Source organism: Persicobacter sp. CCB-QB2, from assembly GCF_001274635.1.
Taxonomy (GTDB): Bacteria; Bacteroidota; Bacteroidia; order Cytophagales; family Cyclobacteriaceae; genus Persicobacter; species Persicobacter diffluens.
In genome coordinates this window covers 2376181-2389619 of the sequence record NZ_LBGV01000001.1, presented here as the reverse complement: position 1 = coordinate 2389619, position 13439 = coordinate 2376181, and the positions used below count along the sequence as shown (strand labels likewise).

The following is a 13439-nucleotide window of genomic DNA, read 5'->3' as shown; positions in this document are numbered from 1 at the left end:
CCTTTTCCATTTTTTATCAAGAAAAAATGAAAAAGAAACAATTAATTATTCAATATAAGGTATTGAATGGCTGATCTAGCTTTTTGTGAAAAAGCCCTGAACGTCCAATTTATGGCCATAATAATATTTTGTGATTTTAGTGAAGTCGATTATAATCCGACAGGCTCCTAGTCGTGAATAATTGGGGGATTTCAGTTTTATGTCCAAACCTTCCCTTGGCATGAAAAGGGGATTGAACAAATAGGCGCCGGAAAAGTAATATTGATTGTTAGGATAAACCAGTGTATTCAGGCCAATTCCCTTAACGATAATTCCCAAAAGGGTAAGAAAGGGGCAGGAATAATTTTGGGGCGCAATACTAATACATTTTTTCAATAGCAAAAAATATTGAAAGAAATAATGTTTACTGCTTGCCCGTTCTCAAAATTTGTCCTTTTTTACAATTGAATTAATCAAATAAGGGGAGATCACCTTCGGTGATCAGTAAAGCTTGGGTATGCACCTGAGCTTTTTTTATATGTACCTATTTTCCTTCTTACTATGCTTGCTTTTATGGATTGCCACACCGGCAATGGCACAAAGGGTGCATTTTGATATTTTGAAGGAATATGGCCCGGGAGCGGATTATTCCGGCTCTGCCGAGAATCGGGATATTGCCCAAAACGATCAGGGCTATTTATTTTTTGCCAATGCGGAAGGTGTTTTGCGATATGATGGTTCTTTTTGGACGCTGATCAATAATGGGATACCGCAACCTATCCGATCGGTAGGAGCCTCAGTAGAGCATCGGGAAGTTTTTTACGGTGGAATGGGGACGCTCGGGAAATTGCGGTATCAGCCTGAAAAGGGGTTTCAATTAGTCTCCTTAGTGGAGGAATTACCGGATTCCCTACGTGATTTTAAGGATGTGCGTCAGTGTTTAGTCCACCGGGGTGAAGTTTATTTCAATACAGAAAAGTACTTATTGATTAGAGCCCTGGACGCTCCGCAGTGGCGAGCCATTGCCATTCAGAAAAAGATAAAACGAGTTTTTCTGTTCGGGGATCATTTAATTTTACGGTCTGCCCGACATTTTCACTATTACTTCAAGGGGCGGGAGCGCTTATTTAAGCGGGGTGCATTTTTTTCGGACAAACGGATTGCCGCTATTTTCCCGGTGAATGAAGAACGTTGGATTATTGCCGGACAAATGGGACCCAATGATCATATTTGGGATTATTTCCCACAAAGCGGGGAGCGCCAATTGTGGAAAGGAAGTCGGAGGCTAGGGGTCTTAGAAGGGGGAGCGCTACTGAATAAAGATCAAATTATTTTTTTTTCCAAAAGGCGTGGGTTGTTGTATTTTAATTTACAGGGGCAATTACTACGAGCCTTGGGAAGGAAAGAAGGGCTGAGTTCCGGACGAATTGCTGACCTATACAATGATCCACAGGGGATTTCCTGGGTGGTCCATGCCAAGGGCGTTTCTCAGGTACGGAATAATGGCAGGACCTTTTTCGTATTTCCGGAAGGGGGACAATTTCAGGGTATGGTGACTACTTTGTTCCGCTATTCTCCGGATACAGTGTATTTCGGAACACAAGAACAGTTTGGACGGATATTGGAGGGGGCAGACAATATGGCTCCAAAAATTGAAATTCTGAATAGGAAAATGGGAGAGGTGCTGCAGTTTCAATGGAGCCAACAAATGGGCTTGCTGATTCTGACGGAGGAAGGGCTTTTTAACTGGTCTGAAGAATTGGGTTTACTGCCTTTTCTGCTCAATCGTACCGAGGTTTTAAGCTTTCATATTTTTAGAAAGTGGCAAAAGGAATGGTTACTGATTGCCCGTAGGGAAAATTTTGAAATTTATGAATTGTCCAATGCCGGCCCTCAGCGATGGTGGTTTTCAGGTGGCTGGCCCGGAATTCCAAACCGCATTATCCCGGCTGCTCATCAGGGGGAATTCCTGTATCAGCTATGGGTCGGGCACCGGAATGCGGATCTGGGTTTTTTGCAGCTAAAGTTTATTGCTCCGGATTCTTTAAAAGTTCATAGCCGTTTTTTTTCCCGGCAAAAACAAACCGCGGGTTTTGATTTAATTCTGAGCCAAATGGTAGGAGAAGATTTATTCATTCGGGACAAGGCGCTTTGGAAATATGATTACCGTAAGCAGGAGTTTGAGTACCTGAAATCTTTCCCTAAAACCATTCGGGTTTATCCGGTGGATCGGGGAGACCGAAAAGTAGTCCTGAACAGTTTTGACCGAGAGGAGGAAGAGTTTTGGATGAGTCAGTGGGATTCGGAGCAGCAGCGATTTTTGAAAAGTGACTGGTCCATGGCCGGACTTTCATTTGGGAAAATGACTTCCGGAGTTCCCAAAGGGAAACAGGGGTATTTTTGGATGGGCGGAAGCTTTGGCCTATTTGGTTTACATACTTCCATATTTAATATTAGCCTCCAGGAGCGCCAGCCTCAGTTTTTGAACATGGAATACCTCAATAGTGGAAGGTCGGAAGTGCTTTCGGGGGAGGATTATTATAGTTTTCAGATGCCTTATGATAGTCTGCCCATCAGGTTAAATTATGGGGTGGTTGGGGATAACACTATGCCGCATAAATATCGTTATCGCATTGCTGGTCACTCTAGCTGGTCAGATTGGTCATATAAAACTCAAATGATCATTGAAAATCTTTTTGAGGGCGAATATGAAATTGAGATTGAGGCCATGAATATCTTTGGGGAGGTTGGCCCTACCAATAATAGGAGTCTCCTTATTCAGCCACCGGTTTATCGTCAATGGTATGCTTATCTAATTTATGTGATGCTGGTCGGCGGATTGTTTATTGCAGGAGGAAAGTGGTTCTCGTATCGGTTCAAGCGAGAAAACAGCATATTAGAAGAAAAGGTGGCGCTTCGTACTTCGGCCATTTTAAGGAAAAATGAGTTGCTGAAAAAACAAACGGAGCATTTGGAATTGCAAGCAAAAGCCATCCGCCTGCAGAATCAGCAGATGGAAAGAGATCTTAAATATGGGGCGCGATTACAAAGGGCCAGTCTGCCAAAAGCGAAAGAATTGTTGCGCTATGTGGATCGGTATTTCGTACTGTTCCGACCCAAAACCAAAGTAGGAGGAGACTTTTATCTGGTCATGCCTTATGGTGACCAACAGTTTATATTAGCGGCAGGAGATTGTACGGGACATGGAGTGCCAGGTGCTTTGGTGTCTTCTATTGCCAATGTATTGATTCGGGAGACGATAAAATTGAAGGCTGTAAGCGAGCCAAAGGAAGTGATGGAAATCGTGGATCAGGAGTTTACTCGCCTGATGAAAAATGATAATCCATTCCTGCAGGAAGGCTTGGAGCTGGCCCTCTGCTTCATTGATCCCAAGGAAAGAAAAGTGAAGTTTTCTGGTGCCAAGCGTCCCCTTTGGGTTTTGGAAAATGGGGTGCTGCATAAATATAAAGGGGCACGGAGGTCAATAGGAGAAGTTTTTTTACGAAAGGATATTCCTTTTTCACAGTGTGAATTTCAGTATGCTGCCGCCACTTCATTTTTCCTGTTTTCCGATGGGCTTACTGACCAATTTGGAGGGCCGGATAATCGGAAGTTTGGACAGAAACGTTTGGAGGAACTCATTTTGAATACAAAACCTCAATTTTTAGAGGCCACTCCCTTTATTCAGGCATTTGAGGAATGGAAAGGGCAGGAAGATCAGGTGGATGATGTCTTGCTCATTAGTTTTACGCTGAAATGATTTTTCGGGAGAAGTTCGGGCAAAGCCCTTTAAAATCATGGTTTTGCTTACTTTTATATAAAGTAAGGCAGAAACTCGTCTTTTTTAAATAATCCGGCGACCGAATCGGAAGCGTTTTTTAAAGTAATCGGAGTAAATGTTGGTTTCGACCACGCCCAGGCTGCTGGAAGAGTGAATAAACATCGTACGTTCCTTGCCTTTGACTTCTGTCACCAATCCCACGTGGGTGATTTTTCTTTTTTTCTTGCCCGTGGCAAAAAAGACCAAATCACCCTTTTTCAATTCATTCATGCTTACTTTTTTCCCTTCCTTCGCCTGTTCGGCAGAGGTTCTTGGGATATCGATTCCTACAGCGCCAAAGGAATTGATCAACAGGCCTGAACAGTCCATGCCGGCGCGGGTAGTGCCGCCCCAACGGTAAGGCGTACCCCGGTATGATCGGGCAGTGGAAATGACGGTATTGATTTTCTTTGTTCGGGCTTTCTTAGCCGCTGAGCAGCCACCCAGCATAAAGAGCGTTAATATCAGACCAGTGAAAAGGAGGAATTGCTTTTTCATACCCGAGAAAAATAATTTAATGTCAGTAACAGGCAATTTATATATTCTGAAGGGGATATGGCACCTTTTGGGGACTTTTTGCATTGAATTTAGGCGGCTATGGGTTTTTTAGAGGAATTTCAATCTCAATTGGTGTGGAAAAGGATAAGCATAGATCAAATCGTCCTACAGCAATGGAAATTTAAAAGGGGATTCCTAAATTGTTGGAAAGCGTAAAAATGCAGGGAAATCAAAGGCAGGATTTGTCTTGAGTGGAATTTTATTGCAATTTCAAGGCTTGGTTCATTTGATTGGTAATTTCGAATCGGATGATCTATTTTTTTAAGAAATCAATACTTTACCCCGACATACTATGAAAAGGCAGCAAGTGGAATTGTTGGAACAATTGGCTCAAAAACTACAGGGAGATTTACATTATGACGAGATAATGCGCAAACTTTATGCAACCGATGCTTCTGCCTATCGGGAAATGCCCCTTGGCGTGGCTTTGCCTAAAGGAAAAGCAGATCTGTTGACCCTGGTTCGTTTTGCTGATGAACATCAAATCCCGCTGATTCCCCGAACTGCCGGAACTTCCTTGGCCGGACAGGTAGTGGGTGCCGGCCTGGTAGTGGATGTTTCCAAAAATTTTGACCAGATCCTTTCCGTTGATCCGGAGAAAAAGCAGGTGACCGTCCAGCCCGGTGTTATTCGGGATGTCCTGAATATGCATTTACGACCGCAAGGTTTATTCTTCGGACCTGAAACTTCCACCGCCAGCCGTGCGATGATTGGCGGAATGGTAGGGAATAATTCCTGTGGTTCCAACTCCATTGTTTATGGTTCTGCCCGCGACCAGTTGGTACAAGTCAAAGCATTATTAGCCGATGGATCGGATGTGACTTTTGAGGCTTTAAGCCTTAAAGATTTTGAGCAAAAATGTGAAGGAGACAGTTTGGAAGCGACCATTTACCGGGGCGTGAGGGAAATGCTTTCGGTGCCGGAGCATCAGGAAGAAATTCGAAAGGAATTTCCCAAGCCTTCCATCCCGCGTCGAAATACGGGTTACGCCATTGACTTATTATTGGAAACCGCTCCTTTTACGGATACGGAAAAAAAGTTCAATTTTTGTGATCTGATTGCCGGTTCTGAGGGGACACTGGCTTTGATTTATGAAATTACCCTCCAATGTGCACCCTTGCCTCCGGCAGAGCAAGCTTTGGTGGCCATCCATTTTGACTCCGTAGATGAGTCACTTCGGGGAAATTTGATTGCCCTGAAACATGACCTTTGGGCTTCCGAACTGATGGATCAGTTCATTTTGGATTGTACGGCCAATAGTAAAATGTACTCCCCTTATCGCTTTTTTGTGAAAGGAGATCCGGGAGCCATTTTAGCCGTTGACATTTCTCGAAATACTCAAGCGGAAGTAGAACAGGTCTATGAGGATTTGCTGAAAGATTTTGAGGAAGCAGGATTAGGCTATCATTTTCCATTGATTCAGGGAGAGGATTGTAAAAAAGTATGGGCTTTGCGAAAAGCCGGACTGGGTTTGTTGTCCAATATGCCGGGAGATACGAAGCCCGCTCCGGTGATTGAAGATACCGCAGTAGATGTGGCCGATTTACCGGCTTATATCCGCGATTTTAACGAAGTGCTGAAAAAGTATGAGCTGAGCTGTGTGCATTATGCACATGCCGGATCCGGGGAATTGCATTTACGTCCTATTTTGAACCTCAAGACCAAAGAAGGGAATGAGATGTTCCGCACAATAGCGCAGGAAATTGCCGTTTTGGTGAAGAAATATAAAGGTTCTTTGAGTGGAGAGCACGGGGATGGGCGTTTGCGGGGAGAGTTTATTCCTTATATGATCGGGGAGCAAAACTATGAGTTGGTGAAGCAGGTAAAACTACTATGGGACCCGAAAGGTATTTTCAACCCGAATAAAATTGTGGAGACGCCCAGGATGAACAGCAGCCTGCGCTTTGAGCCGGGCCATGAAACGCCGGAGATTGAGACTATCCTAGATTTTTCGGATGTGCATGGGGTAGTTCGGGCGGCGGAGAACTGTAATGGTACGGCCATTTGTATCAAATCTTATAAGTCAGGTGGGACGATGTGCCCTTCCTATATGGCCACCCGGGAGGAGAAAAACTCCACCCGTGCAAGAGCCAATATTCTTCGGGAGGTTTTGAATAATAATCCAAAGGCCAACCGATTTGATAGTGAAGAAATCAAAGAAGTGTTGGATCTATGCCTTTCCTGCAAAGGCTGTAAATCGGAATGTCCGTCCAATGTGGATATTGGAAAAATCAAGGCGGAGTTTCTGCAGCAATACTACGATGCCAATGGCGCTCCTTTCCGTTCCAAATTGATTGCTAATGTAGACAGTGCCAATCAATTGGCGTCCTTAGTGCCCGGCCTATATAATTTTGTGGTGTCTAATTCACTGACTTCATCCATTTTCAAAGCTGGTAGTGGTTTTGCCAAAGAGCGATCCATTCCCAAATTACATTCCACTACGCTAAGAAATTGGTTTGAAAAACGCCCAAAACCGGTGACTCCCGCGCCGAACGGGAAGGTCTATTTCTTCTGTGATGAGTTTACGAACTATAATGATACGCCTATCGGGCAGACAGCCATTAAGCTGTTAGAACGATTGGGCTATGAAGTGTTGATGCCCAAGCATGTGGCGTCCGGACGTTCCTATCTATCCAAAGGATTTTTGAGAAAGGCAAAAAATCTGGCGGAGCAAAATGTCAATACCTTTTCCAAACTGATTGATGAGAAAACCCCGTTGGTAGGCCTGGAGCCCTCTGCAATTCTGACTTTCCGGGATGAATATCCTGACTTGCTCAGAGGAACACAGCAAGAAGTGGCCAGACAATTGGGGCAAAATGCATTAATGATTGATGAATTCTTGGATCGGGAGATGGAAGCCGGGAAGATCAACAAGGATCTGTTTACAAAGGAAGTTAAGAAAATAAAACTGCACGGACATTGCCAGCAGAAGGCAGTCTCCAGTTTGGTGCCCTCCAAGCGCATTTTGTCTTTCCCTGCGGGCTATACAGTGGAGGCGATTCCTTCCGGATGTTGTGGAATGGCTGGTTCGTTTGGTTATGAAAAAGAGCATTACGAGCTGTCCATGAAAATCGGTGAACTTGTTTTGTTTCCTACGGTTAGACAACAACCGGAGGAGGTCTTGATTGCTGCTACCGGAACAAGTTGCCGTCATCAGATCAAGGATGGGACGAATAGAATTGCGAAGCATCCGGTGGAGATTTTGTATGAGGCTTTGGTATAAGTATAAAAAAAGGGCTTTTCCCAAAACGGAGAAAGCCCTTTTTAACGCATTGTTATTTTTTTAATTCAGCACCTCAGCCAGTTTTTCTGCCAGTTCATCGCCACGTAAATTCTTGGCAATAATCTTTCCTTCTTTGTCCAACAAGAAGGAAGTAGGAATAGCGGTGATGCTATAAGTCTTCGCTACTTCCGCTTCATTATTCACTACACCGATCACTTGTTTGCCCGGAAGTTGATCTTCTTCCAATGCTTTTTTCCAGGCTTCTGCATTACGGTCTAAAGATACACCGTAAAGCTCAAATCCTTTGGACTCAAAATCTTTATAAGTTTGCACCAAATGCGGAGACTCTTTACGGCAAGGCCCACACCAGGAAGCCCAGAAATCCAATAAAACTACTTTTCCGCGCAAGTCAGAAAGTTTGACGGTTTGGCCTTCAGTATCTTGCAGGCTGATGTCCGGAGCCACCGCGCCCATGGCTAATTTTTTAATATCTTCCAGCTTTTGTTCGAAGAGGTCCAGGATTTTCAGGCCCGGCATTTCCTTTTGCAATCTGGCCAATTGACCTTCTACAAATTGAGGATCCTGTTCGTAGGTGATGACATCTCTCAGGATTTGTAAAGTAGTCAGGTTGGCCGGCGAGGCAATGATGATTTGCTTCAGGGAATCATTCAGACTGGTTTGCATAGCGGTGTATTCCGCATCTACTTTTTTCATGCGCTCCTCATCTCCGCTATTGGCCGCTTCCGCATAATCCATCTGTAAGCGGGCAACAGAATCAGAAACGCCACTCATGAGTTCATTGATCTTTTGCTGCAATTCTACTTCCGGCGAACCGGTTACGGTAGAACCTTCGGCATTGACATTGATTTCCAAATCATTTTGGTTGATCGCCAATACTACCGGCAATTGATCATAAACCATCAGGCGAAAAAAACCGGGGTCAAAATCCTTCAGGCTATAATCAAAGCTGCCGTCTGCGGCAATTTTCAGGGTGTCACGAAGATTGCCTTCGGGTTGAATTTGCAAAAGCACTACCGACCCTTTAGGGTTTTCCGCTTCAATTTTACCTCTAAGATGAATCGTGTTGCCACTCTCGACTTCCTTGTTTTCAGATCCACAGGCGCTCAAAAGGCCTGCAGCGATTAGCATGCTAAAAAATGATTTTCTCATGGATGTGATTCATTTAATCAATTGCCTGAACCGGCTTACAAGGCCAAAATAGAAAAAGGGATCAACATCAGCAATGTTGATCCCTTTTAAGTTTCGTTCCTGTCCGGTTTTTAACCTTTTAGGATTTCCTTTATTTTTTGAAGATTTTCCTCCGGACGCTCAAATGCTTTTTGTTTGAAAAGCGAAATGTCTTTTCCGATCGGGCTATGGGTCGGTTCTTTGATAGAACTAAGCAATTCTTCCTCTGTGCCTTCAGCAATTAACTCCTTCAAAAATGCGAAGACGTCCCCTTCGTTTTCCAGGTATTCGTGGAAAACGAAATTGGATATTTCTTGATTCAAACTATTCTTAGTATCCATCGTGGTATTTTCCCGATAAAAATAGTGCTTTCAGAATGTTTTTTCCTTGAGTGGATTTATTTCCTCCATTAATAAGAAGAACGATCTGGTTTCCTTCTATTCGATAATATACGCTGCAGCCAGACCCAAGAAAAATTCTTTATTAACCCGGCTTATTCATGCTTCAATCCTCTTTTAGCTGCAAGGCGGGAAAAATGAAGGAATAGTCTCCTATTTCGAGTTTTTCCCAACGAAGCAGATGAATGAGGAGAAAGCAAGCTTGCCCAAAGTGTGCTGTGAGTTGCCGAAAAGCAACGTAACTGAAAATATGATGGATGCAGACCATCCGGTTTGGAGCTTTCAGGAGCACAAACCAAACCACTGCTAGGATTTATGGAAAGCAATTTCTATGGATGAAGCGTTAGCAGAAAAGGCTGTATAAAGCAGTCAGGTGTGAATAAAGGAGATGAGCGTAAGCGAACCTACCGATGAAGTGGCGAAAAAGCTAAGTTACTGTCAAAACCTATGGATTTTTGGGGCTGTAGGGATGAGTGTAGCAGCAACCTGATTACAGGCTACATGGCAGTCGTCATAAAGGGGGCATGAACTTTATTCAGGCGTATTTTTGGAACGCAGGAAGCCTGATCAAAATACTAAAGGGAAAGCACAAGTAGAAAGTATCTATAAGGCGATTACCAATGTTTGATCAGGTGGCGGATGAACTCGTAGTAGTGTAGAAGCAGCTGTAATGGCAGTGGAGCGAAGGGGTTCAGTCATACTGTTTAATCATTAATTACAACTCCAACAGAGGATGATTTTTAAGGAAGAAACAAAGAGTATTCCCATTACTAAAATGATGGTGTGGGAGGCGTACAAGCAAGTAAAGCGAAATAAAGGGGCTGCTGGTGTAGATGCGGTGAGTTTGGAGGCCTTTGATCAGGACAGGTCCAAACAACTTTATAAGCTTTGGAATAGGTTAGCTTCGGGCGCTTATTTTCCGCAGCATGTAAGGCGAGTGGAAATTCCCAAAGGAGATGGTAAAACCAGACCCTTGGGAATTCCGGCAGTTAGCGATAGGATTGCGCAACAAGTAGTCAAGAATTACTTAGAGCCAAGACTGGAGCAGCAGTTTTTGGATTGTTCGTATGGATATCGGCCTGCTCGGAGTGCTCATCAAGCAATTCAAGAAGTTAGAAAACATGTTCTCAGGAATGCGTGGGTGATAGACTTGGATGTACAATCATTCTTTGAAGATGTAGATCATGCCCTGCTATACAGGGCATTGGAAAAGCACGTTCAGGAAAAATGGGTGATGCTTTACATCAAACGGTGGTTGGAAACAGCCATCCAATTGAATGATGGTAGTATCATTTTGAAAGAGGGAAAAGGTACTCCTCAAGGAGGGGTAATCAGTCCTCTTTTGGCAAATTTGTATTTACATTACACAATGGATAAATGGATGCAAATCCACCACCCAGCGGTAAAGTTGGTGCGATATGCTGATGATATGATCATTCATTGTCATTCACAGCGGCAAGCAGAATTTCTACTGTCTGAAATTCGTGAACGATTCAAGGCCTGTGGATTGAAGTTACATCCAGAGAAAACAAAGATAGTTTACTGCAAGAAGGATGGCAGAGGGCTGAATTATAATAACGTTCAGTTCGATTTTCTGAGCTTTAGTTTCAGACCGATGTCAAAGAAATTGAAGCGAGGAGGGCATTTTCTGCAATTTGACTGTACCGTGAGCAGAAAAGCTAAACTTCGAATGATTAACCAAATCCGAGCACTACGCATTCGACGCAAAACAGGCGGGACTATCCAGCAAATCGCACAATCTCTAAATGATACCATCCGAGGATGGGTGAATTATTATGGGAAAGTACGACTGAAAGGTTTATCCCCAGTTTTCTATTATCTGCATCAGCGATTGATGAGTTGGGCAATGAATAAATTCAAAAGTCTTAAGGGCAGCCGTCGAAAAGCGACCAATTTGCTCAAAAGAATAGCGAAGGATTATCCCAACTTATTCTATCACTGGCCTCTGGGCTATAGTTTCTTGTAGCGCTCTGTATGACAAGAGCCGTATGAATTGAGAGGTTCACGTACGGTTCTGTGAGAAGTCAGGGGTGAAAGTCCCCTGGCTTACTCGACTTTGGGCTATAAAAAAATCAGCAGAAATAATTCTATTGAACTGATAATGAATCAGTTAAGTCAAATTACTTAATTTAGCGGTGAATAATTCGGGTTAAGAAATACCACCCATTAAATGCTTCACGGCTTTTTCATAAAACTACCAATGGGCAGATTATAAGAAAGATCCAGTTCCCAATGAAGATCTATTTGATTTCCTCACGTTAAAGGATTTTCGACAGCCTAACTTTATAGTACAATATCTTCCACATCAACCCTCCGGCCTTGATCAATGGGCGGATAGACAAAGGTTCTGCTGGCGACCAGAAGGCATCACAGCGACATTTTAGCAATATTTCACCAATCTCCCGCCCTCTCCAAATGTCGCCTTGATGGATTCTGTCAGCAGGTTCGTTGTCCCGCCGACATTGATCACAGCCTTGATTTTTTTTATTTCGTTTTTTATCAAGAAAAAATGAAAAAGAAACGATTAATTATTAAATATAATGGGTCGAAAGGCCGATCTAACTTTTTATGAAAAAGCCCAGTTAAATGCTTGTCATCGCCAAAATTACCGCTTGATGCAATTTGCCTAATGCGTCTCAGAATTGTAATTCTTGCTTTTTGATCTTTTGACTTTTTTAACCATTCCGCGAACTCAATAATTTGTTTGATCTCCTATTTCCGCATAAGAACTATTTATTTTGTTTTAAGCCAACAACTCTTGCAGAATCGCCCCGGCTTTCTTGGGATCTGCTTTTCCACCGGATTTCTTCACTACCTGACCGATGAACATACCAATCAGTCCTTTTTTGCCTTTTTTGAAAGCCGTGACTTTATCCGGCATTTCGGCTAATACGGCTTCTGCAATCGGGCGGATGGTGTCTTCAGAAGAATCCTGCAACAAGTTTTGTGCTTTGGCAATGCTTTCTGCGGTGGCGGCTTTGTCGGCAACTAATCGTGGGAAAATTTCTTTGCTGGCTATGGAGAAGTTGACCTTACCGGCATCTACAAGTTCAATCAAACCCACAAACTGATCGACGGATAAGCTGAAGTTCTTGATATCGCCTCCCTGCTCATTCAAAAAGGATTTGATCGGTCCCATCATCCAGTTGGAAGCCGCCTTTCTGTTTTGGGTTTGCTGACAAACCGCATCAAAGAATAAGGCCATTTCTTTGGTTTCGGTCAGGACGCCGGCATCATAAGCGGGTAAACCATATTCCTGTGTGAATTTTTGCACCAAATCGGCAGGAAGTGGAGGCATTTCTGTGCGGATGCCTTCAATCCATTCTTCCGATACAAAGAGCGGGGATAAATCCGGATCCGGGAAATAGCGGTAGTCATTCAATTCTTCTTTGGTTCGCATGGCCGCCGTGGTGCCGGTGTTGGCATCGAAAGTCCTGGTTTCCGAAATCACTTCTTCTCCGGCTTCAATCAGGATGATCTGTCGCTCTACCTCATGGTCAATGGCACGCTGCACATTCCGGATGGAGTTCATATTTTTGACTTCCGTCTTTTTGCCCAGGGGAGCCCCATATTTGCGAACGGAAATGTTGGCATCACAACGCATGGAGCCTTCTTCCATATTGCCATCGCAAATTTCCAGATAGCGTACAATTTGTCGAACGTCGGTCAGGAAGGCCCCGGCCTCTGCCGCGGAATGTATGGCGGGCTCGGTGACGATTTCAATCAATGGGGTTCCCGCGCGGTTCAGGTCCACCAGGGTGACATCTTCCGTTTCGGAGTGAATGGATTTACCGGCATCCTCTTCAAAATGGATGCGGTTGAGCGGAACGTAAACTTTTTCGGCTGCTCCTTTAGGAAGCACTTCCAGTCCGCCACCAACACATATCGGTGCTTTATCCTGCGTGAGCTGATAGCCCTTAGGCAGGTCCGGGTAGAAGTAATTTTTTCTTTCAAAAGAGTTTTCCCGGCTGATTTCGCAGCCACAGGCCAGTCCCATTTTGATGGCATAATCCACCACCTTCTTATTGAGTTTGGGTAAAGTGCCCGGATGGCCAAGTGTGATCGGGCTAATATTGGTATTGGGAGCTTCGCCAAACCGATTGGCATCGGCGGCATATATTTTAGTGTTGGTTAGAAGCTGGCAGTGGATTTCCAAACCTACCACTATCTCATATTTTGCGCTTACTTCAGGATCTAGCATCGTCATAGCATAAAAAAAGCTTGAGTCGTGAATTACGAACTAAAAATTGAA

General features: G+C 43.9%; 7 protein-coding genes. 3 read left to right on the top strand and 4 right to left on the bottom strand.

The window, feature by feature from the left end; genetic code table 11:
• Positions 1-517 precede the first annotated feature (517 nt).
• Positions 518-3739, top strand: coding sequence for a SpoIIE family protein phosphatase (locus NG22_RS10655; RefSeq protein ID WP_053405711.1), 3222 nt, complete (start codon positions 518-520; stop codon positions 3737-3739).
• A gap of 84 nt (positions 3740-3823) precedes the next feature.
• Here NG22_RS10655 and NG22_RS10650 read toward each other — a convergent pair whose 3' ends face one another.
• The gene (locus tag NG22_RS10650; protein WP_053405710.1) at positions 3824-4297 is read right to left on the bottom strand and encodes a C40 family peptidase; all 474 of its coding nucleotides are present in this window, start codon (positions 4295-4297) and stop codon (positions 3824-3826) included.
• 352 nt (positions 4298-4649) lie between these two features.
• On the opposite strand from NG22_RS10650, the gene NG22_RS10645 reads away from it, so the two are divergent.
• Entirely contained in the window at positions 4650-7580 is a 2931-nt protein-coding gene (locus NG22_RS10645; RefSeq protein ID WP_053405709.1) for an FAD-binding and (Fe-S)-binding domain-containing protein, read from the top strand.
• A 60-nt stretch (positions 7581-7640) separates the two neighbouring features.
• Here the strand turns inward: NG22_RS10645 and NG22_RS10640 are convergent, their stop codons facing one another.
• Positions 7641-8729 carry a TlpA disulfide reductase family protein gene (locus tag NG22_RS10640; protein WP_053405708.1) on the bottom strand — a complete coding sequence of 363 codons (1089 nt, stop codon included), beginning with the start codon at positions 8727-8729 and terminating at the stop codon, positions 7641-7643.
• Between the two features lie 131 nt (positions 8730-8860).
• On the bottom strand, positions 8861-9109 hold the full coding sequence (locus tag NG22_RS10635; protein ID WP_053405707.1) for a hypothetical protein: 249 nt from the start codon (positions 9107-9109) through the stop codon (positions 8861-8863).
• 790 nt (positions 9110-9899) lie between these two features.
• Here NG22_RS10635 and ltrA point away from each other — a divergent pair.
• The gene (gene ltrA, locus NG22_RS10630; RefSeq protein WP_053405706.1) at positions 9900-11153 is read left to right on the top strand and encodes a group II intron reverse transcriptase/maturase; all 1254 of its coding nucleotides are present in this window, start codon (positions 9900-9902) and stop codon (positions 11151-11153) included.
• A gap of 777 nt (positions 11154-11930) precedes the next feature.
• On the opposite strand, the gene gatB is transcribed toward ltrA, so the two are convergent.
• The gene (gene gatB / locus NG22_RS10625; RefSeq protein ID WP_053405705.1) at positions 11931-13388 is read right to left on the bottom strand and encodes an Asp-tRNA(Asn)/Glu-tRNA(Gln) amidotransferase subunit GatB; all 1458 of its coding nucleotides are present in this window, start codon (positions 13386-13388) and stop codon (positions 11931-11933) included.
• Positions 13389-13439 lie beyond the last annotated feature (51 nt).

What these genes read in the sequence shown, in the direction of transcription:
- NG22_RS10655 (WP_053405711.1), top strand. Translation starts at nt 518, where the DNA reads ATGTACCTATTTTCCTTCTTACTATGCTTGCTTTTATGGATTGCCACA.
- NG22_RS10650 (WP_053405710.1), bottom strand. Translation starts at nt 4,297, where the DNA reads ATGAAAAAGCAATTCCTCCTTTTCACTGGTCTGATATTAACGCTCTTT.
- NG22_RS10645 (WP_053405709.1), top strand. Translation starts at nt 4,650, where the DNA reads ATGAAAAGGCAGCAAGTGGAATTGTTGGAACAATTGGCTCAAAAACTA.
- NG22_RS10640 (WP_053405708.1), bottom strand. Translation starts at nt 8,729, where the DNA reads ATGCTAATCGCTGCAGGCCTTTTGAGCGCCTGTGGATCTGAAAACAAG.
- NG22_RS10635 (WP_053405707.1), bottom strand. Translation starts at nt 9,109, where the DNA reads ATGGATACTAAGAATAGTTTGAATCAAGAAATATCCAATTTCGTTTTC.
- ltrA (WP_053405706.1), top strand. Translation starts at nt 9,900, where the DNA reads ATGATTTTTAAGGAAGAAACAAAGAGTATTCCCATTACTAAAATGATG.
- gatB (WP_053405705.1), bottom strand. Translation starts at nt 13,388, where the DNA reads ATGCTAGATCCTGAAGTAAGCGCAAAATATGAGATAGTGGTAGGTTTG.